This window comes from Onishia niordana, assembly GCF_004798965.1.
GTDB classification, from domain to species: domain Bacteria; phylum Pseudomonadota; class Gammaproteobacteria; order Pseudomonadales; family Halomonadaceae; genus Onishia; species Onishia niordana.
Map to the genome: position 1 here is coordinate 148,876 of NZ_SDSD01000005.1, position 23,170 is coordinate 172,045.

Here is a 23,170-nt window from a genome sequence, read left to right on the forward strand (position 1 = left end):
ATGCTCGTTGGAGGCACACAAAAACGCCCCGGCTAAACCGGGGCGATGTCGATAGCTGTTGCCTTAACGCTGCTTTGTCATTGCTCAGCGGCGGTATTGAGAAGAGACATGCTGTCGCTTGGCGATGTGCTTAGAGCGTAAACGTCGGCAGCTTGCGCTCTACCCGCGCGAGCTTGAGGCGCGCGACCTTCGGCAGGCCGTTCTCGAAGGGCGGGAAATCTTCACCCTGGATCAGCGGCGACAGGTAACGGCGGCACTCCTCGGTGATGCCGAAACCATCTTCGCGGATGAAATCCTTGGGCATGAACTTCTCGCGGTTGGCGATCTCGGCGAGTGGCGCGGCGCCGATTTCCCAGGCATAGGGGGCTTCGCTTATCCGGTTGATGGTCGGCATCATGGCATTCTCGCCGGCCACCGCAAGCTCCACGGCTTTCTCGCCGACGGCATAGGCCTGGTCGACGTCGGTCTTGGCGGCCAGGTGGCGTGCGGCGCGTTGAAGGTAGTCGGCGACCGCCCAGTGGTACTTGTAGCCCAGGTCCTGCTTGACCATGCCGGCAAGTGTCGGCGCCACACCGCCCAACTGGCGGTGGCCGAAGGCATCGGTATTGCCAGAGTCCGCCAGGAAGGTGCCATCCTCGTAGCGGGCCCCTTCGGAGACTACGATCACGCAGTAGCCATAGTGCTTCACGGCTTCCTCGACCCGCGCCATCACTGCCTTACGATCGAAAGCGACCTCGGGGAAGATGACCAGATGGGGCGGTTCGCCTTCGCCTTCGCCGGCAAGGGCGCCGGCGGCTGCGATCCAGCCCGCATGGCGGCCCATGACTTCGAGCACGAAGACCTTGGTCGAGGTGGCGCACATCGAGGCGATATCCAGCGAGGTCTCGAGGGTCGATGTGGCAATGTACTTGGCCACACTGCCAAAGCCAGGCGAATTGTCGGTGATCGGTAGATCGTTATCGACTGTCTTGGGCACGTGAATGGCGGTCAGCGGGTAGCCGAGCTTTTCGGACAGCTGAGAGACCTTGAGGCAGGTGTCGGCACTATCGCCGCCGCCGTTATAGAAGAAATAACGGATATCGTGAGCCTTGAAGACCTCGATCAGGCGCTCGTACTGGGCGCGATGCGTCTCGATATCTTTAAGCTTGTAGCGGCAGGAGCCGAACGCACCACCTGGGGTGTGACGCAGCGCGGCGATTGTCTCGTCGGTTTCCTGCGAGACATCGATCAGATCCTCGGTCAGGGCACCGATGATGCCGTTGTGGCCGGCGTAGACCTTGCCGATCTTGTCGTCGTGGCGACGGCACGCTTCAATCACGCCACAGGCGCTGGCATTGATGACGGCTGTGACGCCGCCGGACTGGGCATAGAAGGCGTTGTGCTGTGCCATGGGGCTTGTGAGCTCCTGCTAACCGGGTCATCGAAAGGGTAAAAAAGTCAGGGCAATATACTAGCCCAAAGTAGGGCGAGCTGCACCCGCTGGAATGCCTAAGGATCACAGGATGGAGGCGGCGGGGGCGCCATGCTAGTCTGCCTGCCACCCTGGCAGGAGGCACTCGATGCACGTACATATTCTTGGAATCTGTGGCACCTTCATGGGCAGCCTGGCATTGCTGGCCCGAGAGCTTGGTCATCGGGTCAGTGGCTCGGATGCCAATGTCTATCCGCCGATGAGCACTCAGCTTGAAGCCGCGGGAATCACCCTGCAGGACGGCTACGGTGCGACCAATCTCTCGCCGCGTCCGGATCTGGTGATCATCGGCAATGCGTTGTCTCGTGGCAATGCCGAGGTGGAAGCCGTGCTTACCAAGCGCCTGCCCTACGTGTCCGGCCCACAGTGGCTCGCCGAGCATGTGCTGCCCGGACGGCGAGTGATTGCGATAGCGGGGACTCACGGCAAGACCACCACCGCTAGCATGACCGCTTGGCTACTCGAAACACAGGGGCTTGAGCCCGGCTTTCTGATCGGGGGCGTGCCGCGCAACTTCGGTGTCTCGGCCCGCCTTGGCGCGCACGGAGCGCCCTTCGTAGTCGAGGCCGATGAGTATGACACGGCCTTCTTCGACAAACGCTCCAAGTTCGTCCACTACCGGCCCGATATCGCGGTGCTCAACAATCTCGAGTACGACCACGCCGATATTTTCCCGGACCTCGCCGCTATCGAGCGCCAGTTCCACCATCTGGTGCGAACGGTGCCAGGCGATGGCGCTCTGTTGGTGGCTGACGGCGAGCCGGCGCTTGCCCGCGTGCTTGGAGAGGGCGCCTGGACACCCGTCAGCCACTTCGGCAGTGCAGATGACAGCGACTGGCAGCTGCTGTTGGATGCATCCGACGCCAGTCATTTCCGCATACACCACGACGCTATGGAAGTCGCGGTTCAGTGGTCGCTCACCGGTGAGTACAACGCCCGCAATGCGCTGGCTGCGCTAGCCGCCTCCCATGCTCTCGGCGTGAGTGTCGCATCAGGCGCGGCGGCACTGTCGCGCTTCGAGAGCCCACGGAGGCGCCAGGAATTGCGCGGCGAGGTTGCCGGTATTCGGGTCATCGACGATTTTGCTCATCATCCCACCGCCATTGCGGCCACTTTGGGCGGCCTAAAATCCGCTGAGGGACGACTTCTGGCCGTGATTGAACCGCGCTCCAACACCATGCGGCTGGGTACTCTGCGCGCTCGGCTTGCCGAGAGCATCGCCGATGCCGATGCGGTGTGGTGGTACCAGCCGCCGGGGCTCGACTGGCCCCTTGATGAGGTGGTCGCGACAAGCCCTGTGCACTCTCGAATCATCGACGATCTCGATGTGCTGGTTGATGCATTGGTCGCCGAGGCCAAGCCGGGTGATCGTATCGTTGCAATGTCCAACGGCGGCTTTGGCGGTATTCACCAACGGCTACTCGACGCCCTGGAGGTGGCCCATGGCTGAATCATACCCATCGCACCACATACCGGATAAGGGCGGTTTCGCCTTTCCGGTCACCGTTGCGCTGACTGGCGCCTCTGGGGCCCAGTACGGCCTGCGCCTGATCGAGGCGCTGGTCGCCGCAAACCATGAGGTCTGGGTCATGATCTCCAAGGCCGCCCATCTGGTGATTGTCACCGAGACCGACGTCAAGCTGCCGGCCCAGCCCGAACGGCTGACCGAAGCACTTGCCGAGCGAAGCGGTGCGCGGCCCGGGCAGATTCGCTGTTTCTCTCGCGAGGACTGGATGGCGCCGGTGGCATCGGGTTCCGGCTCGCCCAGTGCGATGGTCGTCTGCCCATGTTCAACCGGGTCGTTGTCGGCGATCGCCTGTGGTGCCAGTAACAACCTGATTGAACGGGCCGCGGATGTGGCGCTGAAAGAGCGCCGAAAGCTGGTGCTGGTGCCCCGGGAAACGCCGTTCTCGGCGATTCATCTCGAGCACATGCTAAGCCTTACCCGCATGGGGGCGGTGATCTTGCCAGCGGCGCCGGGTTTCTACCATGAGCCTACAAGCATTGATGACTTGATCGATTTCATCGTGGCGAGAATTCTCAATCAGCTCGGCATCGAGCATCGGCTGATGCCGCGCTGGGGTGAGCAGGGCAGCCGCGATGGAGGAGGAGACGATTGATGGCACCGGTCGCTCTATCGGTCTTCGTGCCGACCTTCTTCCTGGTATCGCTGACGCCGGGCATGTGTATGACGCTTGCCATGGTGCTCGGCATGACCCAGGGCGTTCGTCGCGCGTTGTGGATGATGCTTGGCGAGCTCACTGGTGTCGGCCTGGTGGCGGTAGCGGCAGGCGCGGGGGTGGCCACCCTGATGTTGGCTCAGCCTTTGCTGTTCAGCGCCTTCAAGTGGTTGGGCGGTGCTTACCTAGCGTACCTTGGGATCATGATGTGGCGCGAACGGGGGCGTATGGCGATCCCTGAGCTTTCCGGCAAGCAAACGCCAGTTGGACGCCGGGCGCTTGTGGTGCAGGGGTTCGTGACCGCGGTCGCCAACCCCAAGGGGTGGGCCTTTTTCGTGGCCTTGCTGCCACCGTTTCTTGATGCTAGCCGTCCACTGGCGGTTCAGCTGATGGTGCTGGTGGGAATGATCCTGACCATCGAGTTTATTTGTTTGATGCTATATGCCGTGGGCGGTCGCGGAGCGGGGCGCCTGCTTGGCAATGCCGGCCGGGTGAGGTTGCTCAATCGTCTGGCGGGTACGCTGATGATCGGTGTTGGTGCCTGGCTGGCGCTAGGCTAGAGGTCGCGGCCCGGCCCGGCCCGGCCCGGCCGGCTGCAGCGAAGCGGGGCGTTATACCGCCGGTAGCCAGGTGATGCGAACCGTCAGTAACACGAGTGATGACAGAGCGAGGCATCGCCACGGCGCGTCGTTCAAAGGGTGATGTGGTGTGCGGTGATAGCTGATGTTGATCATCGCACAGACCATCAAGCCAAGAAGCGCGCCGCCGATCAAGTCACTGGCCCAATGCACGTCCAGCACTAGCCGTGATAGTGCCATCGGCAGACAGGAAAGTATTGCCAGCCAGTAGACCAGATGTCGGCGATGCGAGGCGAGTTGCTTGGCGAAGATGGCTGCAGCGAGGCCGAAGAGCAGCACGGTCGTCGACGTATGGGCGCTAGGGTATGACCCGGAGTCGATAAGATAGGCTGGTGCCTCGGGCCGGGCACGGCCAATCACATGCTTGAACAGCGTGTTCGCGGTGGCGATGCCAACAAGCCCTGCAATGAGGTGCGCAAGGGTCGTGGTATGGCGTTTTGCCAGCAGCCAGATGGCCCACGGCAAGCTGAGTGACAAGATGCCGGCCGTATCGCCGATTTTGGCCAACCCTTCGGCCAGCCATGTAAGCCAGGGTGTTTCGATGGCTTGCATCAGCGCGCGAATCTGCTCGTCCATGAGCAGCGGACCATCGGCCTCAAGTACCACCAGTGTCCAAAAGCAAAAGGTGGCCGATGCGAACACCAACATGCTCAACGTGGCCAGTGGAATCTCGCCCTGGGACTGGGCGCGAAGTGCTTGCCAGAGTTTGCGACTCCAGGGGCGAGCCCGCGCTAGCAGCGCGAGTTGCCGGTACAGCCACCCCTCCTTGGCCAAGTGGTGGCGTAACCAGGAAAAGGCCAGGGCTGTCAGGCCAATGGCGACGGCGAACAGGATCAACCACTTGTCGCTGTCCGCCGGCAGTTCCAGTAGTTGCTTCCAGGTGCGTCCCAAGAGATAGCCCGGCAATACGTAGACGGGAGCCCAGACCAGCGCCGAGCCGATGTTGGCACAGGCAAAGGTAAAGGGGCGCATATGCATCATGCCGGCAATCAGTGGCACGATCGGCCTGACCGGGCCAGCGAAACGGCCGAATATCACTGACAGTGAACCATGGCGTTGGAAAAAGCGGGCACCCTGAGCGAGCCATTCCGGATGGCGCGTGAAGGGCCATAGCCCTGGCACGCGTTGGCGTTGGGTGTAGCCCAGCGCGAAGCTTAGAGCATCACCTGCTACTGCCCCCACGAAAGCCGATAGCAGAACCAGAGGGATGGCGAGTTGCTGGTGCCCGGCTAGCGACGCAGCAGCGGTTATAAGGACTACACCTGGCACGATCAAACCGATGACGGCCAGACTCTCCACCAGTGAAATGACCACGATCCCAAGCAACAGCAGGGGCGGAGAGGGCGTGAGTTGGTATAGCCAGTCGACGACACTCATGGAGTGCTATCCATCAGTGCCCGCTCCTTGATGTGCAGGCGCTGCTCGAAGGCCTGCAGGCTTTCGTTAGCATGCAGTGTGCAGGCAACGACCATGGCGCTCAGGCGACCTGTCTCGCTGACCTCGGTGTCATTGAGCATGGTCAGTAGGCGGTTGCGCGTCATGAGAGCATCGTTCTCGTCGGTGCCAGGCAGCAGCATCCATAGAAGTGAGTCGCCAGTTCGGCCAAGGGTGTCGTCGAGTCGGCAGCTTAGCCGAGCCATCTTGCAGAATTGCTGCAGGAGTTCCAGGCGCAGCCTTGCACCGAACTGTTCATGCGCCATTTCCAGCTGGGGCAGATGAATCACCAGCACACTGAGGCGACGATCAAGTGCCTTGGCACGTTGGTATTCCTGTGGCAGGCGTTCAGCCATCATGTCTTTTGATAGCGCGTCACATTCGGGGTCATGGGGCGACGTCAGCTTGTCCAGCATCAGCTGTCTGACCATCTCCCAGCGGCCAAGGGCTCCGACCAGGCTGATCGCCAAATAGGCAAAGATGGCCACGAGTGGTGGCCAGTCGCCCTCGAGCAGTAACAGCCAGACCGGCGCCATCAGCAGGTTGAGAACCAATGCGCGTCGGGTCGACAGCAACATTGTGGTCAGTACCGGGGGGAAGCCCAGCCATAGCAATACATGCATGTTGCTATGCAGAAGCATCTCGGCGCACAGCGCGTAACTGGCTGCCAGAGTGATGATGGCGGCTGCCCGCCGGGCGGTCGCGGTACCCAAGCTCATCAGGGTGGCGGTCATGAGCGCGACGCTCAATGCCGCGGGCAACAAGATGCGCTCAAAGCTGCCCATGTGGTATTGCCAGAGGGCGGTGCACAAGGTCAAGGCGGTAACCCAGGCGTGGAAAAAGGTATATAGCCCTGGATGGGGCAAGGTGTCTTGATGGTTCATGAGCCTAGGCCTCTTCGATAATGACCAGTGGCTGGCGCTGGTCGCGTAGAGCCTGATATTCGCTTGCCAAGGTAATGGGGCGAGCCAAGGTGACAACGCGGCTGCACAGGGGGGAAGGTAGGTCATCGAACAGGCGATGCCGTCGCTTGCGTGCCTGCTCGAGATCGGCGCTGACCAGCAGTGTGGCCAGGGTGCGATTGTCGAGTTTGTAGCAGGATTCGAAGTCGTTGAGGCGTTGGCAGAGCCGGCTCATCAGGTGCCAGAAATGCCGGCCATGAGTGCGCAGCAGGACCAGTTCGCTGTACGAACCCTCCCGTTCGCTGCGCATGATTTCGCGTGGCAGGTCTTCACCCAGTTGATGATCCGACCACAGGCGTGTGCCGGGTACCAGTCGCCGGCGGCGGCCGATCCGTTTCCAGGCCGACTGGGCATCCCGAGCACGGGCGACCCCCAGTACCATCAAGCCAGTCAGCAACATGGCGACCAGTAGTGTCTGTCCAATGTCGAGATCGGCTTGTACGTTCCACAGGCTATAGCCTGCCAGCAGAAAGTGCAGGAGGGTCACCCAGCTAGGCTGTGGGAGCATGAGCAACAGTGCGAAGCACCAAAGCCAGAGAGTTTGGTGCTCGGCATCGACGCTTAACAGGCCGGTTAATAGCAGGCTTGGCAGCAGCTGCCAAGGCACCCGAGAAGGCCACCGCATGCTGCGTTTCAGGGTCAGCGACGAGCCTGCCAGCCAAAGGCCTGTAAGCCCCAGAAGTAGGGCGCTAGGCAGCGTAGGCGCTAACACAGCAAGAAGGGCGAAAAGAAAAGCGCATCCCTGCATGGCCGCTTGCAGTGGGCCGACTTTGTACTTGCTTCCCATGGGCCTTATATTGTTTCCCCTGCGCAACTTAGCATGATAATACCGGCCTTGAAGCCGCCTACGAGGAGTTTTAATTCCCTATGTCACGACACCACTCAGAGGCCGGCGTTGGCGATAGCGGCATGGTGCCGATCACCGATGTCGACTCTTATATGACGCAGGTAGGTCAGCAGGCAAGTGCCGCTGCCGCTATGATGCGGCGTTGCACTTCGGCTAGCAAGAATACGGCCCTGCTTGCAATGGCCCGATACCTCGATGAGGCGCGTGAAAGCGTGCTTGAGGCGAATCAGCAAGATATGGCTCGTGGCCGAGAGGCAGGGCTTGATGATGCGTTACTGGATCGTCTGGCTCTGAATGATGCGCGGGTCGATGCCATGATCAGCGGCCTCGAACAGGTCGCAGGGCTCCCCGACCCTGTCGGAGAAATCGATGGGCTACGGGCACGTCCCAGTGGCATCCAGGTCGGTCAGATGCGAGTGCCGCTGGGGGTCATCGGTATCATCTATGAGTCTCGCCCTAACGTGACTCTTGAAGCGGCCAGCCTGTGTCTCAAGTCCGGTAATGCCTGCATCCTGCGCGGTGGCTCCGAGGCGCGCGAGAGTAACGCTGCCTTGGCGCGCTGCATCGCTGCGGGCCTTGCCGAGGCGCCGCTGCCTGCGGCAGCGGTTCAGGTGGTAGCGACCACTGATCGTGCTGCGGTGGGTCGGCTCATCGCCATGTCTGAGCACGTTGATGTGATCATTCCGCGGGGCGGCAAGTCGCTGATCGAGCGCATCACCCGCGATGCGCAAGTGCCTGTCATCAAGCACCTTGACGGCGTTTGCCATGTCTATGTCGATGCGACTGCTGATCTCGACAAGGCGCTGGCCATTGCGGTCAATGCCAAGACCCAGCGCTACGGCACCTGTAACACCATGGAGACGCTCCTGCTCGATGCGCCGATCGCTGAGGCGCTGCTGCCGGCACTCGCTGCGGCGTATGCCGAGCATGGGGTCGAGCTTCGTGGCTGTCCGCGCACTCAGGCCCTGCTGCCGGGGGTCGTGCCGGCCGAAGAAGCCGACTGGCATGCGGAGTATCTGGCGCCGGTGCTGGCCATCCGGGTGGTCGATGGAATCGACGTGGCCATGGATCATATCGCCTGTTACGGCTCCGATCATACCGATGCCATCGTGACCGAACAGTATGGCCTGGCGCGCCGTTTCCTGGCCGAGGTCGATTCCAGCTCCGTTATCGTCAATGCCTCGACCCGCTTTGCCGACGGTGTGGAGTATGGACTGGGAGCCGAGATCGGCATTTCGACCAACAAGCTGCATGCCCGCGGCCCAGTGGGTCTAGAGGGGCTGACAACACGGAAATACGTGGTAATGGGCGATGGCCATGTGCGCGGCTGAGCACCCCTATTCAACGGCTGGAGCAGGGCGCCGCCTGCCCCATGTGGCAATGCTTGGCGGTACCTTTGATCCCGTGCATCTGGGGCACCTGCGTAGCGCCGTCGAGCTGCGCATGCAGTTGGGGCTCGACTGCGTTCACATGATTCCCGCGCATGTGCCCCCGCACCGTGCCGCACCTGGCGTGTCCAGTGCCGAGCGCCTGGCAATGCTGCGTGCTGGCATCGGCGACACGCCGGGGCTCTATGCCGACGATCGTGAGCTCAGGCGAGAGGGCCCGTCCTATTCCGTCGATACTCTGAGAAGTCTACGTGAGGAATATGGCGACGAGGCGCGGCTCGTGATGGTTGTCGGCCATGACGCCTTTTTGAAGCTGGCTCACTGGCAGGATCCCAAGGCGCTGTTCGATATTGCGCATGTGGTCGTGATCGCACGGCCAGACCATGCAGCGCCATTGCCGCAAGCCCTTCAGAAACTGATCGATGGGCGTGAAGTCCAGACGCCTGAAGCCTTATTTGAAACGCCTGAGGGTCGTCTGATGCAGCTGGCATTGCCAAGTCGTCTGGCGGTATCCGCCACCGCTATTCGCCGCTGGCTTCAGCAGGGAGAGAGCGTGCGCTACCTGCTGCCCGAGCCAGTGCTGTCGCATATCACTCGGGCTGGCCTGTATCGCAGTGCATGAGGCGCTGTCGCCTGGGTCTCAAACGGGTAGAATAGGCGTTGAACCACGCATTCATGAATGAGGCGATATGCACACCGACGTTTTGAAACCCCTGGTCATCGATGCTCTTGAGTCACTGAAGGGCCAGGACATCACTACCATCGACGTATCCGAGTTGACCGACGTGACCGATCAGATGGTGATCGTAAGCGGTACCTCCAGCCGCCACGTGGCGGCGCTCGCCAACAGTGTGGTCGAGACTGTTAAAGAGCATGACGTGATGCCGCTTGGCGTTGAAGGACACAGCGGCGCAGATTGGGTGCTGGTCGATCTGGGCGATCTTGTGGTGCATGTGATGCTGCCCGAGGCCCGCGACCTCTACGATCTCGAACGGTTGTGGACCGAGTTGCCGCGAGACGGCGCCAATGAGCGTCAAGGTGGAGGCCAGGCGTGAAGCTGCGCGTGCTGGCAGTCGGCACGCGCATGCCTGACTGGGTAGAAAAAGGCGTCGAGGAGTATCGCAAGCGCCTTCCTCGAGACTTCACCCTCGAGATTCACGAGATACCCCCAGGTGCTCGGGGCAAGAATGCCGATACGGCCCGTGCCATTGCGCTGGAAGGCGAGCGGATGCGAGACAAGCTGCGAGGCAACGAGCAGCTTGTGGCACTGGAAGTGGGTGGCAAGCCCTGGAGCACCGAGCAGTTGGCGCAAGAAGCCGACCATTGGCGTCTGGAAGGGCGAGATGTGGCGCTGCTGATTGGTGGCCCAGAGGGCCTGGAGCCGACCCTGTCAGCCAGCGCCCATCAGCGCTGGTCACTATCGCCACTGACCCTGCCACATCCCCTGGTACGTATCCTGCTGGCCGAACAGCTGTATCGGGCCTGGACCTTGCTGGTCGGTCACCCCTATCACCGTTGAGCCGTCGAAGGCCGTGGGCCTGTCGCTCCCGTGGAGAGTGATTGTTTTGATGTTGTTGGAATCCGCGAGTGCCCCACATGCGTAAACATCGTTCGGCGCTGAAGAATGCACGTCAGGAACTGCATACCTTCCGCGTCCGCTCGCTGGTCGCGGCCTTTGTCGTGATCCTGCTCACGGGTGCCTTGATGGCGCGGCTGGTGTATCTGCAGGTGGCCCAGCACGAGGTCTATATCACGCGTTCGGAGAACAACCGGGTCCGCGTTGAACCCTTACCCCCTACACGGGGACTTATCTTCGACCGTAACGGCGAGCTTCTGGCTGAAAATCGTCCGACCTATAATCTGACGTTGGTGCGGGAGCGGGTCGAAGACATCGATGCCACGCTTGAACTGTTGATCAATCTCCTCGATCTTCCCGAGGCTGAAATAGACGCCTTCCGTGAGCGTTCCCGGCAGCGCCAGCGACCCTTCCAGCCGGCGTTGTTGATGAGTGATCTCAGCGAGGAGCAGATCGCTAAGTTAGCCGTCAATCGCTATCGCCTGCCTGGCGTCGAGGTGGAAGCGCAGTTGCTGCGCTATTACCCGGATGCCGAGATCATGTCTCATGCACTGGGCTTTGTCGGGCGTATCAATGCCGAAGAACTCAAGGAGCTGGACCCGGGCAACTACGCGGGGACCCACTTCATGGGCAAGACGGGCGTCGAGCTTTTCTACGAGAAAGAGCTTCATGGCCAGGCGGGGCTGCGCAAGGTCGAGACCAATGCCCGGGGGCGTGTGCTGCGTGAGCTAGGGCGCACCGACCCGGTGCCAGGAAAGAATCTGACCCTGACCCTCGACAAGGATCTGCAGTCATTGGCCGTTGACCTGATGGATGGCCGGCGCGGCTCGATCGTGGCCATCGCGCCTCAGACTGGCGAAATCCTCGCCATGGTCTCGACCCCCGGTTTCGACAGTAATCAGTTCGTGACCGGCATTGATGTGGCGTCTTATCGGGCGTTGCAGAATGATATCGATCTGCCGCTGTTTAACCGTGCCGCGCGTGGTCAATACCCGGCGGGCTCCACAGTAAAGCCGTTTATGGCGCTGGCCGGCTTGATGGAAGGAGAAATCACGCCCAAACAGACCATCTATGACCCCGGGTATTATCAATTGCCCAACGATTCGCGTCGTTATCGCAACTGGCTGCGCTGGGGGCATGGCAAGGTTGACCTGGAGCGTGCCATTACCGTCTCGAACAACACCTACTTCTACAGTCTGGCTCATGAGCTGGGTATCGATGCCATCAATGAACATATGCACGAATTCGGCTTCGGCGAGCGTGTCACCGAAGATGTTCATGGCGAGAGCAAAGGGCTCATGCCCTCACGTGAGTGGAAGCGTGCGCGCTTCAATCAGCCCTGGTATCCCGGCGAAACCCTGTCGGTAGGGATCGGCCAAGGTTACCTGCAGATCACCCCTTTGCAGCTGGCGACAGCGACGGCGGTGCTGGCGAACCGTGGTCATTGGGTCAAGCCAAGACTGGCCAAGGAAATTGGTGACAGAGAGGTGCCAGTCGACCTTCCCGACACCAAGCAAGACATCACACTCGAAAGTTCCGAGTGGTGGCAGGATATCTATGCAGGGATGGAAAATGTGCTGTCGGGGCGCGAGGGGACAGCACGGCGCGCCGGCAAGGGCCTCGAATATCGTATGGGCGGGAAATCGGGCACTGCCCAGGTGTTTTCGTTGGGGCAAGACGAAAAATACAACGCCGATGAGCTTGCCGAGCGTCTGCGTGACCATGCGTTGTTTATCGCCTTCGCGCCGGTGGATGACCCCCAGATCGCGATATCGGTGGTTGTCGAGAATGCCGGTGGTGGGAGTAGCCACGCATCCTACCTGGCACGTGACATGGCCGATGCCTGGATTTCGGATAAAGACGATGAATCCGAGGAAGCGAATGGCACGGAGGATGACGCATGACGGCCCTGAATGATCTGGCCAGGTCCATGCGTGGCCGACCTGTCAGGCCACCGCAGAGTGGCATGTCGCGTCGCAAGAGCCTGTGGATGCGAGCTCATGTTGATCCTTGGCTTCTGCTGTTGCTGCTCGTGTTAATGGGAGCTGGCTTGGTAGTGCTCTACAGTGCCAGCGGCCAGAGCATGGCTGTGGTGGAAGCCCAAGCCATTCGCTTGGGCGTCGCCCTGTTAGTGATGTTCTTGCTTGCCCAGTTATCGCCAGTGACCCTGATGCGCTGGTCGCCCCTGGCCTATGGAGGAACCTTGCTGACCCTGGTGGCGGTGGAGGTGATGGGCGATGTCGGTATGGGGGCTCAACGCTGGCTGGTGATTCCCGGGGTGATGCGCTTTCAGCCCTCAGAGTTGATGAAACTGGCCATGCCGATGATGCTGGCGGCTTATCTGGGGCGACGTCAGCTGCCGCCACGGCTTCCGGATCTGCTGGTCTGCGCGCTGATCCTGCTGGTTCCTGTGGTCTTGATCGCTCGCCAACCAGATCTTGGAACCTCGCTGCTGGTGGCAATGGCGGCAGTATTCGTCGTGCTGCTGGCCGGATTGTCCTGGCGCTTCATTGCCTTCCTTAGCGTGCTGGTCGCAGCGGCGCTGCCGCTCCTGTGGATGAACATGCACGCCTACCAGCAACAACGCGTGCTGACCTTCCTCAATCCCGAAAGCGATCCTCTGGGGGCCGGCTGGAATATCATTCAGTCGACCACGGCCATCGGCAGCGGTGGGGTATTCGGCAAGGGGTGGCTGGAGGGCACCCAGTCCCAGCTCGAGTTTCTGCCCGAGCGTCATACCGATTTCATCGTGGCGGTACTCGGCGAGGAATTCGGCCTGGTGGGCATGCTAGCGGTGCTGTGCCTGTATCTGCTGATCGTTGCTCGAGGGTTATGGTTGGCCAACGGCGCTCAAGACAGCTTCGGGCGCTTGCTTGCTGGCAGCATTATTCTGACTTTCTTTATCTATGTATTCGTCAATGTGGGCATGGTCAGTGGCATCCTGCCAGTGGTTGGCGTGCCGTTACCGCTCGTCAGTTTCGGCGGGACCTCCAGCGTGACCTTGATGGCCGGTTTCGGTATTCTCATGTCCATTCATTCCCATCGGCGGTTGTTGCCCCGTTAGGGGACATTGACCACGGAGAGCCCTGATCGATGATTGCAGGACGTATGACAAGGACGCTGTTGCCCCTGATCGCCGGGCTGGGCCTGTGCCTTCAGGCGGCGAATGCCGCCGACACCCATGATGATTTCGACCCGACGACTCATCCAGAGGTAGCGGCATTGGTCGACGAGTTGGTCGAGCAGGGCGTCGAGCGCGAGTGGGCGAGTAATGCCCTGCGCGATGCCGACTATCGACAGAAGGTACTGGATGCCATGGCCGGTGCCGCCGAGCGTCATCTGCGCTGGGATGAGTACCGTGCCATCTTCCTGAAGCCTGACCGTATCCGTGGCGGCGCGGCCTTTATCGCCCAACACCGAGACGCGTTTGAGCGCGCCGAGGCTGAGTATGGCGTTCCTGCCCCGGTGATTGCCGCGATCATCGGTGTCGAGACGGATTATGGACGAGTGACTGGCAGTCATCGGGTGCTGGATTCGCTGGCGACGTTGGCGTTCCATCACCCGAGCCGCGGTGATTTTTTCCGGGGCGAGCTGGCGGCTTTCCTGGAAATCACCCATCAGGCCGGTGTCGCCCCGGGCAGTCTCAAGGGATCCTATGCTGGCGCGATGGGCTACCCACAGTTCATTCCGACCAGTTATCGCGCCTATGCCGTCGACTTCGACGATGATGGCGTACGTGATCTGTGGCGCAATCCGGTTGATGCCATTGGCAGCGTTGCCAACTATTTCGCCGAACATGGCTGGCGCCCCGAGGGCAGGCTCTATGTCGAGGCTAGCGGCACAGGTATGCCTTCGGAGGCAATCGCCTTCAATCAGACGCGGCCTCCCTATGTACGCCTATCTTCCCTGGCTGAGGCCGGTGTTGTTGCCGACGAGCAGGCTCGCCTGACCGCCGATGCCGAGGTGATTCCCCTGGCGCTGGATCTGGCCGATGGCGAGTACCGTTACCGGCTGGGTCTCTACAATTTCTATGTCATTACTCGCTACAATCACAGCCACCTCTACGCCATGGCGGTGACTGAGCTTGCTGAGGCGATTGCCCGGGAGGAGTCAATATGAAGCCCTGGTGGATGCTGCTTCCGGTAGTCGCCGTGCTGGCTGGCTGCGCTTCGAATGGTGGTAGCGTACAGCCCGCGAGCTCGGGCACGACCGAAACATCGGCTCAGCCCGGTACCTCCGGTGGACGCTATGCAATGTCAAGTGATGCCTATCCAGAGACGCCACCGGATGTGGACACGGTACCGGATGCCGTACCGCGTCCCGAGCCGCGTGCCAGTGGTGGCAACCGTTCGAGGTACGAAGTATGGGGCAAGACCTATCACGTTCTCGATGACCCGCGTGGCTATCGTCAGGAGGGGACTGCCTCCTGGTACGGGCAGAAGTTTCACGGCTATGCCACGGCCAGTGGCGATATCTATGATATGTATGAGATGACGGCGGCTCACCGCTCCTTGCCGCTGCCCACCTACGTTCGCGTGACCAACCGAGATAACGGTCGTCAGGTGATCGTGCGCGTCAACGATCGCGGCCCCTTCCACGGGAACCGAGAGATCGACTTATCCTATGCGGCGGCGGCACGTCTCGATATCCTTGATAATGGCACGGGCCGGGTCAGGGTCGAGGCGATCGACCCGGTCGCTTGGCAGGCTCGCCACGCCGGCAAGAGTGCGCCAGACGCGGATAATGAGCCGGTATCGGGTAGTGAGGCGTCCGGCACCGTGATGGCGAATCAGGACGCTCCAACTCAGCAAGCGCCTGCTGGCCAGTCTCAGTCTCAAGCAACGGGGTCGGCGGGTGATGCAGCCACCGACAATGCCGCATCCGGCGTGTTTCTTCAGGTCGCGGCCTTGGGATCTCAGGGCAATGCCCAGGCCCTCAAGACGCGTCTGGAAGACACCCTCAATCGTCCGGTCCGTGTGACAAGCGATGCTCGTCTGCACCGGGTGCAGGTCGGTCCGCTGGCCGCCTCCGGGGACCTAGGTCCAGTGCGCGAAGCCCTGCGACGCGCAGGCTTCGGTCAGACCCTGGTGATTCATGACGGCACCTGAAAGGCGTGCCGCTGTCACCGTTAATTATCTTCGCTCAACGCCACGAGAAAAGTTGTCATGAGAGTCTCTCTGTTCCGCGCCGGTTTCGGCCAACGCCTGATGTCCGCGCTTCTGCTGTGCCTGATGTGTTTTGCCCTGCCGCTCCAGGCGCAGGAAGTCGATAGCCCCCGACCACAGAACATGATCCCGTCGCCGCCGAGCCTCGCGGCCTCTTCATGGATGCTGATGGATGCCGATACCGGTGAGGTGCTGGTCAGTCATAACGCCGATGAGCGTCTGCCGCCCGCCAGCCTGACCAAGCTGATGACGGCCTATTTGGTCGAGCACGAGCTGGATCGTGGCGACATCGACCGAGATGATCAGGTGCTGGTCAGTGAGAAGGCGTGGCGCACGGGCGGCTCCAGAATGTTCATTCAGGAGGGCTCCCTTGTCAGCGTGAGTCAGCTGCTCAAAGGGGTAATCATCCAGTCGGGAAATGATGCCAGTGTGGCGCTTGCCGAGCATATCGCCGGAGGGGAGTCCGCCTTCGCAGATCTGATGAACCAGCAGGCAGATCGAATGGGCATGGCCAATAGCCATTTCGTCAACGCCACTGGCCTGCCGAATGAGAACCACTATTCTTCCGCGCATGATCTGGCCCAGTTGGCGAGCCACATCATTAATGACTATCCCGAGCAGTACAAGTTGTACGCCGAGAAGGAATATACCTATAACGATATCCGCCAGCCTAACCGTAACCGCCTGCTGTGGCGTGATTCCAGCGTCGATGGCCTGAAGACCGGCCACACCGAAGCCGCTGGCTACTGCCTGGTGGCCTCAGCCAAGCGCGATGACATGCGTCTGATTTCGGTGGTGATGGGCGCTGACTCCGACGAAGCACGGGCTCAGGAATCGCAGAAACTCTTGAGCTACGGCTTTCGTTTCTTCGAGACCATGGAGCTCTATCCGCAGGGCGCCGTGTTGGCCACCCCGCGGATATGGGGCGGTGAGAAGAACAACCTGCGCATTGGGGTTGACCGCGAAGTCAGCATGACAGTCCCGCGTGGGCGTGGCGAAGAAATGGCGGCACGCTTGAATCTGCCGTCATCGATCGATGCGCCGGTTGAAGCCGGAGAACGGCTGGGTACGCTCGAGGTCAAGCTGGGTGATGAGGTTGTCGGTGAGCGTCCTCTGGTCGCGCTTGAAAGTATCGAGCAAGGCGGTATCTTCAAGCGCCTGCTGGACACCGTGCGTCGCTTTATCAGTGGTCTGTTTGACTGAACCGCACAGTGTAGCCAGGACCGCGGGCGGCCCTCTGGGTCGCCCGCTCTTGGTTGAGGGGAAAAGGTTGAGTAGAATACTTGGACAAACCATTCGTCGAGTATGCTCATGACCGACAAGTCCCTGCGGGACATGCGCCTTTCGGGCGCCCCCGCCTCAGCCCATGCCACTGAGCTTGAATATCCCTGTGATTATTCTCTGAAGATCGTTGGCGATGCCGTCGACCACCTTAGCGAAACAGTCGTCAAGGTCGTCGAAGATCACGACACGGTCTTCGATCGCAACACGGTGCGCCTGGTGGATAGTCGTAACGGTAAGTTCCAGTCGGTTCGACTCACCATCACCGCGACCGGCCCCGAGCAAATTGCCGCCCTGCACGCCGATCTTAAGGCCACTGGCCTCGTGCACATGGTGATCTGATGCCCGAACTCGAGGTCTATCGGCTTGGCCGGCAGCCTTATCTGCCGGTCTGGCAGGCCATGCGCGAGCTCACGGATCATCGTGGCGCCGATCAAGCGGATCAACTATGGCTGGTCCAGCACGATCCGGTTTTCACCCAGGGGCAGGCAGGACGTCCCGAGCACTTGTTGATGCCCGGCGATATTCCGGTCGTCGATACCGACCGTGGTGGTCAGGTGACCTATCACGGTCCCGGACAGCTGGTGATGTACCCTCTGCTTGATATCAAGCGAGCCGGTATCGGCGTTCGCACTTTGGTTTCCGCCTTGGAAGAAGCCGTGGTTGATGCCCTTGCCGAGCACGGCATCGCGGCCAGGGCGCGTCCCGATGCACCGGGTGTCTATGTGGGTGATGACAAGATTGCCTCGCTCGGGCTGCGCATCCGCAGGGGTTGCAGTTTCCATGGCGTAGCTGTGAACCTGGCCATGGATTTGTCACCGTTTGGGCGCATCAACCCGTGTGGCTATGCTGGCATGGCCATGACCCAGCTCGCCGACCTGATCGATGATACGCCTGATGTCGAGGTCGAAACTCATCGTCTGGTCCGTTGCCTGGCCGCTCGGCTTGGCAACATGCAACTCACCGACAAGCCCGGCATGCCGCCTTCTCTGGTTTCCGACCAGAGCGCGAGTGCCTAACGTTTACGAGCCCAGGATACCCTGATCATGACCGAGAGCACCGCTACCCCCGAAAGCCCGTCTACCGCCGCTGCTGCCGCCGCCGCCAAGAAGAAGGCCAGAGTCGAGCGGGGCGTCAAGCTGCGCGGCGCCGAGAAGGTCGCCCGCATACCGGTGAAGGTGATCCCCACAGATGACGTGCCCCGCAAGCCTGACTGGCTGAAGGTACGTATGCCGATCTCTCAGGAGGTCACGCGTATCAAGCAGACCCTGCGCAAGCATGGCCTGCACACCGTCTGTGAAGAGGCATCCTGTCCCAACCTTGGGGAGTGCTTCAACGGCGGCACCGCGACCTTCATGATCCTTGGCGATATCTGTACACGTCGCTGCCCGTTCTGCGATGTGGCCCACGGTCGTCCCAATGCGGTCAACGAGAAGGAGCCGCGTGAGCTTGCAGAAGCCATTGCCGAGATGCGCCTGAATTATGTCGTGGTGACCTCGGTGGACCGTGATGATCTGCGTGACGGTGGCTCTCAGCACTTCGCTGACTGCATCCGTGAGATCCGCAACGACAGCCCCGAGATCGAGGTCGAAGTGCTGGTGCCGGACTTCCGTGGCCGTATGGAAGTGGCGCTGGATACCCTCGAGCAGACACCGCCGGACGTCTTCAATCACAACCTGGAAACCGTGCCGTCGCTTTATCGCAAGGTGCGCCCGGGGGCCGACTATCAGTGGTCACTGGACTTGCTCAAGGGCTACAAGGAGCGTCGTCCCGATGTGATGACCAAGTCCGGGCTGATGCTCGGCGTCGGTGAGACCGACGAGCAGGTCATCGAGGTGATGCGCGATCTGCGTGCCCACGGCGTCGATATGCTGACACTTGGTCAGTATATGCAGCCATCCAAGAACCACCTGCCGATCGACCGCTGGGTGCATCCGGATACCTTCGATTGGTTCGCCGAGCAGGGCAAGGCGATGGGCTTCAAGCACGTGGCCTCCGGTCCGCTGGTGCGCTCCTCCTATCACGCCGACAAGCAGGCCCATGGCGTCGAGGTCAAGTAGATCGCCGTGACAATCGCGATCGCTCGGCCCGCCTGGTAAGGGGGCGAGCAGTGCCAGGACGTCATCTCCACAGAGGCGTCCGCACACAAGAAGGCCGCGCCCCGAGGGGTGCGGCCTTCTTGTGTGCGCCACTGTGACGCCGATTAGCGAAAAAGCAAGCCCGCCGGACTGAGCGTCAGGCGTCGTCTTCCTCGCTCAGATCCTCGTCCAATTCCTCTGCGGCATCGGCGTGCGATAAGCGCAGTCCTTGAGAGGGTAGTGGGGTGCCATCCAGCGTCGGGCCTTTGGCCGCCAGGATGAGTCGGCCCTCGAGGAACCAGCGCACCGCGATCGGGTAGATCAGGTGCTCCCGGCTGTGGACCTTTGCCTTGAGGCTTTCCTCGGTGTCCTCGGGGGTGACGTCAACGGCAGCCTGCACAACGACTGGGCCGCCGTCGAGCTCCTCGCTGACGAAGTGCACGCTGACCCCGTGCTCGGTTACGCCGTCGGCCAGCGCCCGGGCGTGGGTATTAAGGCCCTGATACGCCGGGAGCAACGAAGGATGAATGTTGAGCATGCGCCCGAAGAAGCGCTGGACGAAGCGTGGAGTGAGGTAGCGCATGAAACCAGCAAGCACCACGAGGTCCGGTTCGTGACGCTCGATGACCTTGATCAGTGCACCATCGAAGGCGTCGCGACTGTCATACTCGCGATGGGGCAGGGCGACCGCCTCGATGCCGGCGTCCCGAGCGCGCTTGAGGCCATAGGCATCTGCCTTGTTGGAGATCACCGCGACGATCTCGCCGCCCAGCTCATCGTAGGATTGGGCGTCGATCAGTGCCTGCAGGTTGCTGCCGTTACCCGAGATCAGCACGACCACCCGAGGGGTGCTGGCCTGCTCGGCCTCGAAGCCATTGAGGTTGTCGGTTTCCTCGCTCATGCCTTGAGATTCTCCAACGTGACCTGTTCTTGTTCCTCGCTGCGAGCGACGATGTTACCCAGCTGGTAGACGGTTTCACCCTGTGCTTCCAGGTGAGCCTTTGCGGTATCGGCATCGTTAGCCGAGACGGCGATTACCATGCCGATACCGCAGTTGAGCACCCGATGCATTTCTTGCTCATCGACATTGCCCTGGGTCTGCAGCCAGTCAAAGATCGCCGGTCGCTTCCAGGCATTGACGTCGATGCGCGCCCCCAGTGTGTCGGGCAGGACACGTGGGATGTTCTCGGATAAACCGCCGCCGGTGATGTGTGACAACGCATGCACGGAAACGCCGCTTTCCTTGATCAGAGACAGCAGGGGCTTGACGTAGATGCGGGTCGGGGCGATCAGCGCATCGCGCAGTGATACGCCATCGATCTCGGTATCGAGGTCAGCACCGCTGATGTCGAGAATCTTGCGAATCAGTGAATAGCCATTAGAGTGCGGCCCCGAGGAGGCGAGGCCTAGCAGCACATCGCCCTCGCCGACACGGCTACCATCGAGGATCTCGTCTTTCTCGACCACGCCGACGCAGAAACCGGCCAGGTCATAGTCGTTGCCTTCATACATGCCGGGCATCTCGGCGGTCTCGCCCCCCACCAGGGCGCAGCCGGACTGAGCGCAGCCTTCGCCGATGCCGGTTACCACGTCGGCAGCGATGTCCACATCGAGCTTGCCCGTGGCATAGTAGTCGAGGAAGAACAGCGGTTCGGCGCCGGCAACTACCAGATCATTGACGCACATGGCCACCAGATCGATGCCAATGGTGTCATGCTTGCCGATATCCATGGCGAGGCGCAGCTTGGTGCCGACGCCATCGGTGCCTGAGACCAGCACTGGCTGGCGATAGCCGCTCGGCAGTTCACAGAGTGCACCGAAGCCGCCAAGACCCCCCATTACCTCGGGGCGAGTGGTACGCTTGGCAACGCCCTTGATGCGATCGACCAGGGCGTTACCGGCGTCGATGTCCACGCCGGCGTCCTTGTAGCTCAGCGAGGCGGAATCGGCGGAAGAAGGAGAAGAGGAGTCCGACGGGCTGCGGGTCATGGGCTTTCCTGTCGTAATACGATCATCAAGTGGGGCAAAAGTGGAACGGAATTGTAGCATCGTGAAGGCCACACCGCACCGTGGCGACGCACACGAACAGGGAGAGACGTAATGCGCAGACAGTGGTGGCTATTGCTTGGCCTGGCAGGATTGATATGGCTATTTATCAGCCTGCAACCGATCCTGACGCCATTTTTCGTCAGCATGATCCTTGCTTACCTGGGAGATCCGCTGGCTGATCGTCTGGAGGCGCGAGGCATGTCGAGACGACTCTCTGTGTCACTGGTCTTCCTCCTACTCAGTATTGTCGTGCTGCTGGCCTTCTTGTTGCTGGTGCCCTTGCTTGGCCGCCAGATCGGACAGCTGGTCGAATCGCTGCCCGCCATGCTCAACTGGGTACAGGCCACCGTGGTGCCCTGGATTCAGTCACTGACGGGGCAGGACCTGTCCACGGATATCGATGCCTTGCGCAAGGCCGTGGTAGATAACTGGAAAGAGACCGGCACCTTCGCCGCTACGCTGCTGGCACAAGTCTCGCGCTCGGGACTGGCGCTAGTTGCCTGGGTCGGGAATCTCGCCCTGATTCCGGTGGTGACCTTCTACCTGCTACTCGACTGGGATCGGCTTACCGCCAAGCTGCATGGCGCCTTGCCACGCCAATGGGAGCCGGCGGTGGTGCGCCTGGCAGGGGAATGCGACGAAGTGTTGTCGTCTTTTCTGCGGGGCCAGCTGATCGTGATGCTGTGCCTGGGTGTCATCTATGCGTTGGGCCTGACCTTTCTGGGCCTACGCTTTGCGTTGCTGATCGGCCTGCTGTCGGGTCTGGTCAGCATTGTGCCGTATCTGGGTGTCATCGTGGGTATCTCGGTGGCCGGTATAGTGGCTATCTTTCAGTTTGATAGCTGGCTTCCCCTGTTGGGGGTTGGCGCGGTGTTTGCCACCGGTCAACTGGTCGAAACCCTGGTGCTGCAGCCCAAGCTTCTTGGCGACAAGATTGGCCTGCACCCGGTAGCGGTCATCTTTGCCGTGTTGGCCGGGGGGCAGCTGTTCGGTTTTACCGGCGTGCTTTTAGCCCTGCCGGTGGCCGCGGTAATAATGGTACTGTTGCGCTATCTTAACGAACACTATAAAAACAGCACCTTATATGATGCTCATGGCATCAAACGCCAGGATGAGGAGGCTTCATGAAGCCCGGTGCAGCGCAGCTTCCGCTCGGCGTGGGTATGCGCGACGATGCAACGTTTGCCAACTTCCAGCAAAGCGGCAATGAGACGCTTGTGGGCACACTGCGCGCACAGCTCGATGATGCGGGCGAGCCTTTCCTTTTTCTATGGGGTGGAGAGGGGGTGGGCTGCAGTCACCTGCTGCAGGCGGCCTGCCACGAAGCCAGTGATCGCGACAAGCGTGCGCTGTATCTGCCCTTAGATGAGATTGGTCACTTTCCGCCGCATATGCTTGAAGACAGCGAGCGCCTGGACCTGGTGGCCATTGACGACCTACATCGGGTGCTTGGTCGCAAGCGTTGGGAGGAGGCGCTGTTTCATTGCTTCAATCGCCTTCGTGATGCGGGCAAGCGGCTGGTCATTGCCGCTCCCGCCGCGCCTCGACAGCTCGACATCGCCTTGCCGGATCTGGCGTCGAGGCTCACCTGGGGCATGACCTTTCATGTCAAGCCACTGGATGATGCCGGTCGCTTCGAGGCGCTGAAGCTACGTGCACGAGTTCGTGGCATGCAGCTACCTGATGAGGTCGCGCGCTATATCCTGCACCGGGGGCCGCGTCGCCTGGGGGATCTGTTGGGCGTGTTGGAGACTCTCGATCAGGCGTCACTTTCGGCCCAACGCAAATTGACTATCCCCTTCGTCAAACAGGCGTTGGACTGGTAGACACTGTCCATAGCCTCCATTGGCAAACGGTGGCTGGCAAAGGGGTGACTGGCAAAGGACTGCTAGCAAGGACTACCAGCAAAGCGCTACCGGTTTGGCGCTAGTCACCGACCCTTCATATTGACTTCCCCGAAGACGAGCCCTCTAGTCCCATGAGCACGATCTCGAAAGACCTTTCACCCGATTCGTCACCAGGCTATAGGCCTGGCGCCGCTTGTCCCTGTGGCCGCGGCGTCTCTTACGCTGAGTGTTGTGCGCCACTCCATCGAGGCGCG

23 protein-coding genes and 1 pseudogene are annotated in these 23,170 nt (G+C 61.0%); 18 read left to right on the forward strand and 6 right to left on the reverse strand.

From position 1 onward, the window contains the following. Window positions 1-130 precede the first annotated feature (130 nt). On the reverse strand, window positions 131-1,390 hold the full coding sequence (locus tag ETC27_RS11075; protein WP_136255057.1) for a 6-phosphofructokinase: 1,260 nt from the start codon (window positions 1,388-1,390) through the stop codon (window positions 131-133). A 169-nt stretch (window positions 1,391-1,559) separates the two neighbouring features. On the opposite strand from ETC27_RS11075, the gene mpl reads away from it, so the two are divergent. Genes mpl through ETC27_RS11090 form a run of 3 tightly spaced genes read left to right on the forward strand, consistent with a single transcriptional unit; the run spans window position 1,560 to window position 4,211 of the window. Continuing rightward, window positions 1,560-2,921: a UDP-N-acetylmuramate:L-alanyl-gamma-D-glutamyl-meso-diaminopimelate ligase gene (gene mpl / locus ETC27_RS11080; protein ID WP_136255058.1), complete on the forward strand. Its 1,362-nt coding sequence runs from the start codon at window positions 1,560-1,562 to the stop codon at window positions 2,919-2,921. Further along, entirely contained in the window at window positions 2,914-3,591 is a 678-nt protein-coding gene (locus ETC27_RS11085; protein ID WP_136255059.1) for a flavin prenyltransferase UbiX, read from the forward strand. Before mpl ends, ETC27_RS11085 begins: the two co-directional genes overlap by 8 nt. Beyond that, the gene (locus tag ETC27_RS11090; protein ID WP_136255060.1) at window positions 3,591-4,211 is read left to right on the forward strand and encodes a LysE family translocator; all 621 of its coding nucleotides are present in this window, start codon (window positions 3,591-3,593) and stop codon (window positions 4,209-4,211) included. The genes ETC27_RS11085 and ETC27_RS11090 overlap by 1 nt, the downstream gene beginning before the upstream one ends. Before the next feature lie 51 nt (window positions 4,212-4,262). On the opposite strand, the gene ETC27_RS11095 is transcribed toward ETC27_RS11090, so the two are convergent. From ETC27_RS11095 to ETC27_RS17285, 3 genes are read right to left on the reverse strand one after another with little or no spacing between them, the layout of a single operon-like run. Continuing rightward, window positions 4,263-5,666 carry a bifunctional DedA family/phosphatase PAP2 family protein gene (locus ETC27_RS11095; protein ID WP_136255061.1) on the reverse strand — a complete coding sequence of 468 codons (1,404 nt, stop codon included), beginning with the start codon at window positions 5,664-5,666 and terminating at the stop codon, window positions 4,263-4,265. Further along, a complete protein-coding gene (locus ETC27_RS11100) occupies window positions 5,663-6,607 on the reverse strand; it encodes a GGDEF domain-containing protein (RefSeq protein ID WP_168709054.1) in 945 nt (314 codons plus the stop codon). The genes ETC27_RS11095 and ETC27_RS11100 overlap by 4 nt, the downstream gene beginning before the upstream one ends. Before the next feature lie 4 nt (window positions 6,608-6,611). Further along, window positions 6,612-7,310 (reverse strand): hypothetical protein, encoded by a 699-nt coding sequence (locus tag ETC27_RS17285; RefSeq protein WP_168709055.1) that lies wholly within the window; start codon window positions 7,308-7,310, stop codon window positions 6,612-6,614. A 242-nt stretch (window positions 7,311-7,552) separates the two neighbouring features. On the opposite strand from ETC27_RS17285, the gene ETC27_RS11105 reads away from it, so the two are divergent. From ETC27_RS11105 to lipA, 12 genes are all read left to right on the forward strand, one after another. Continuing rightward, complete coding sequence (locus ETC27_RS11105; RefSeq protein ID WP_136255063.1) at window positions 7,553-8,863, forward strand: glutamate-5-semialdehyde dehydrogenase; 1,311 nt, start codon at window positions 7,553-7,555, stop codon at window positions 8,861-8,863. After that, the gene (gene nadD, locus ETC27_RS11110; protein ID WP_136255064.1) at window positions 8,850-9,542 is read left to right on the forward strand and encodes a nicotinate-nucleotide adenylyltransferase; all 693 of its coding nucleotides are present in this window, start codon (window positions 8,850-8,852) and stop codon (window positions 9,540-9,542) included. Before ETC27_RS11105 ends, nadD begins: the two co-directional genes overlap by 14 nt. Before the next feature lie 67 nt (window positions 9,543-9,609). Further along, window positions 9,610-9,975, forward strand: coding sequence for a ribosome silencing factor (gene rsfS / locus ETC27_RS11115; RefSeq protein WP_136255065.1), 366 nt, complete (start codon window positions 9,610-9,612; stop codon window positions 9,973-9,975). Further along, the gene (rlmH, locus tag ETC27_RS11120) at window positions 9,972-10,439 is read left to right on the forward strand and encodes a 23S rRNA (pseudouridine(1915)-N(3))-methyltransferase RlmH (protein ID WP_136255066.1); all 468 of its coding nucleotides are present in this window, start codon (window positions 9,972-9,974) and stop codon (window positions 10,437-10,439) included. Before rsfS ends, rlmH begins: the two co-directional genes overlap by 4 nt. 77 nt (window positions 10,440-10,516) lie before the next feature. Beyond that, window positions 10,517-12,400: a penicillin-binding protein 2 gene (gene mrdA / locus ETC27_RS11125; protein ID WP_136255067.1), complete on the forward strand. Its 1,884-nt coding sequence runs from the start codon at window positions 10,517-10,519 to the stop codon at window positions 12,398-12,400. Further along, window positions 12,397-13,560: a rod shape-determining protein RodA gene (gene rodA, locus ETC27_RS11130; protein ID WP_136255068.1), complete on the forward strand. Its 1,164-nt coding sequence runs from the start codon at window positions 12,397-12,399 to the stop codon at window positions 13,558-13,560. The genes mrdA and rodA overlap by 4 nt, the downstream gene beginning before the upstream one ends. Before the next feature lie 29 nt (window positions 13,561-13,589). Then, window positions 13,590-14,615 carry a lytic murein transglycosylase B gene (gene mltB, locus ETC27_RS11135; protein WP_240724889.1) on the forward strand — a complete coding sequence of 342 codons (1,026 nt, stop codon included), beginning with the start codon at window positions 13,590-13,592 and terminating at the stop codon, window positions 14,613-14,615. Beyond that, window positions 14,612-15,604 carry a septal ring lytic transglycosylase RlpA family protein gene (locus tag ETC27_RS11140; RefSeq protein WP_136255069.1) on the forward strand — a complete coding sequence of 331 codons (993 nt, stop codon included), beginning with the start codon at window positions 14,612-14,614 and terminating at the stop codon, window positions 15,602-15,604. Before mltB ends, ETC27_RS11140 begins: the two co-directional genes overlap by 4 nt. A gap of 57 nt (window positions 15,605-15,661) precedes the next feature. Continuing rightward, entirely contained in the window at window positions 15,662-16,864 is a 1,203-nt protein-coding gene (locus tag ETC27_RS11145; protein ID WP_439331805.1) for a D-alanyl-D-alanine carboxypeptidase family protein, read from the forward strand. 108 nt (window positions 16,865-16,972) lie between these two features. Next, complete coding sequence (locus ETC27_RS11150) at window positions 16,973-17,284, forward strand: HP0495 family protein (protein ID WP_136255070.1); 312 nt, start codon at window positions 16,973-16,975, stop codon at window positions 17,282-17,284. Beyond that, entirely contained in the window at window positions 17,284-17,961 is a 678-nt protein-coding gene (lipB, locus tag ETC27_RS11155) for a lipoyl(octanoyl) transferase LipB (protein WP_136255071.1), read from the forward strand. The genes ETC27_RS11150 and lipB overlap by 1 nt, the downstream gene beginning before the upstream one ends. 27 nt (window positions 17,962-17,988) lie before the next feature. Beyond that, entirely contained in the window at window positions 17,989-19,002 is a 1,014-nt protein-coding gene (gene lipA, locus ETC27_RS11160; protein WP_136255072.1) for a lipoyl synthase, read from the forward strand. Window positions 19,003-19,177: 175 nt separating this feature from the next. On the opposite strand, the gene purN is transcribed toward lipA, so the two are convergent. Beyond that, complete coding sequence (gene purN / locus ETC27_RS11165) at window positions 19,178-19,921, reverse strand: phosphoribosylglycinamide formyltransferase (RefSeq protein ID WP_136255073.1); 744 nt, start codon at window positions 19,919-19,921, stop codon at window positions 19,178-19,180. Continuing rightward, the gene (gene purM / locus ETC27_RS11170; protein WP_136255074.1) at window positions 19,918-21,009 is read right to left on the reverse strand and encodes a phosphoribosylformylglycinamidine cyclo-ligase; all 1,092 of its coding nucleotides are present in this window, start codon (window positions 21,007-21,009) and stop codon (window positions 19,918-19,920) included. The genes purN and purM overlap by 4 nt, the downstream gene beginning before the upstream one ends. Before the next feature lie 111 nt (window positions 21,010-21,120). Here purM and ETC27_RS11175 point away from each other — a divergent pair, with 111 nt between their 5' ends. The 3 genes and pseudogenes from ETC27_RS11175 to ETC27_RS17715 form a co-directional block, all read left to right on the forward strand. Next, the gene (locus ETC27_RS11175) at window positions 21,121-22,197 is read left to right on the forward strand and encodes an AI-2E family transporter (RefSeq protein ID WP_136255075.1); all 1,077 of its coding nucleotides are present in this window, start codon (window positions 21,121-21,123) and stop codon (window positions 22,195-22,197) included. Beyond that, entirely contained in the window at window positions 22,194-22,895 is a 702-nt protein-coding gene (gene hda / locus ETC27_RS11180; RefSeq protein ID WP_136255076.1) for a DnaA regulatory inactivator Hda, read from the forward strand. The genes ETC27_RS11175 and hda overlap by 4 nt, the downstream gene beginning before the upstream one ends. Window positions 22,896-23,047: 152 nt before the next feature. Next, a pseudogene (locus ETC27_RS17715) lies at window positions 23,048-23,155 on the forward strand (SEC-C metal-binding domain-containing protein); the annotation flags it as partial. Between the last annotated feature and the right edge of the window lie 15 nt (window positions 23,156-23,170).

Bases quoted from the DNA above. Each gene is read 5' to 3' on its own strand.
- ETC27_RS11075 (WP_136255057.1), bottom strand. From the start codon at position 1,390: ATGGCACAGCACAACGCCTTCTATGCCCAGTCCGGCGGCGTCACAGCC.
- mpl (WP_136255058.1), top strand. From the start codon at position 1,560: ATGCACGTACATATTCTTGGAATCTGTGGCACCTTCATGGGCAGCCTG.
- ETC27_RS11085 (WP_136255059.1), top strand. From the start codon at position 2,914: ATGGCTGAATCATACCCATCGCACCACATACCGGATAAGGGCGGTTTC.
- ETC27_RS11090 (WP_136255060.1), top strand. From the start codon at position 3,591: ATGGCACCGGTCGCTCTATCGGTCTTCGTGCCGACCTTCTTCCTGGTA.
- ETC27_RS11095 (WP_136255061.1), bottom strand. From the start codon at position 5,666: ATGAGTGTCGTCGACTGGCTATACCAACTCACGCCCTCTCCGCCCCTG.
- ETC27_RS11100 (WP_168709054.1), bottom strand. From the start codon at position 6,607: ATGAACCATCAAGACACCTTGCCCCATCCAGGGCTATATACCTTTTTC.
- ETC27_RS17285 (WP_168709055.1), bottom strand. From the start codon at position 7,310: ATGCGGTGGCCTTCTCGGGTGCCTTGGCAGCTGCTGCCAAGCCTGCTA.
- ETC27_RS11105 (WP_136255063.1), top strand. From the start codon at position 7,553: ATGTCACGACACCACTCAGAGGCCGGCGTTGGCGATAGCGGCATGGTG.
- nadD (WP_136255064.1), top strand. From the start codon at position 8,850: ATGTGCGCGGCTGAGCACCCCTATTCAACGGCTGGAGCAGGGCGCCGC.
- rsfS (WP_136255065.1), top strand. From the start codon at position 9,610: ATGCACACCGACGTTTTGAAACCCCTGGTCATCGATGCTCTTGAGTCA.
- mrdA (WP_136255067.1), top strand. From the start codon at position 10,517: ATGCGTAAACATCGTTCGGCGCTGAAGAATGCACGTCAGGAACTGCAT.
- rodA (WP_136255068.1), top strand. From the start codon at position 12,397: ATGACGGCCCTGAATGATCTGGCCAGGTCCATGCGTGGCCGACCTGTC.
- mltB (WP_240724889.1), top strand. From the start codon at position 13,590: ATGATTGCAGGACGTATGACAAGGACGCTGTTGCCCCTGATCGCCGGG.
- ETC27_RS11140 (WP_136255069.1), top strand. From the start codon at position 14,612: ATGAAGCCCTGGTGGATGCTGCTTCCGGTAGTCGCCGTGCTGGCTGGC.
- ETC27_RS11145 (WP_439331805.1), top strand. From the start codon at position 15,662: ATGAGAGTCTCTCTGTTCCGCGCCGGTTTCGGCCAACGCCTGATGTCC.
- ETC27_RS11150 (WP_136255070.1), top strand. From the start codon at position 16,973: ATGACCGACAAGTCCCTGCGGGACATGCGCCTTTCGGGCGCCCCCGCC.
- lipB (WP_136255071.1), top strand. From the start codon at position 17,284: ATGCCCGAACTCGAGGTCTATCGGCTTGGCCGGCAGCCTTATCTGCCG.
- lipA (WP_136255072.1), top strand. From the start codon at position 17,989: ATGACCGAGAGCACCGCTACCCCCGAAAGCCCGTCTACCGCCGCTGCT.
- purN (WP_136255073.1), bottom strand. From the start codon at position 19,921: ATGAGCGAGGAAACCGACAACCTCAATGGCTTCGAGGCCGAGCAGGCC.
- purM (WP_136255074.1), bottom strand. From the start codon at position 21,009: ATGACCCGCAGCCCGTCGGACTCCTCTTCTCCTTCTTCCGCCGATTCC.
- ETC27_RS11175 (WP_136255075.1), top strand. From the start codon at position 21,121: ATGCGCAGACAGTGGTGGCTATTGCTTGGCCTGGCAGGATTGATATGG.
- hda (WP_136255076.1), top strand. From the start codon at position 22,194: ATGAAGCCCGGTGCAGCGCAGCTTCCGCTCGGCGTGGGTATGCGCGAC.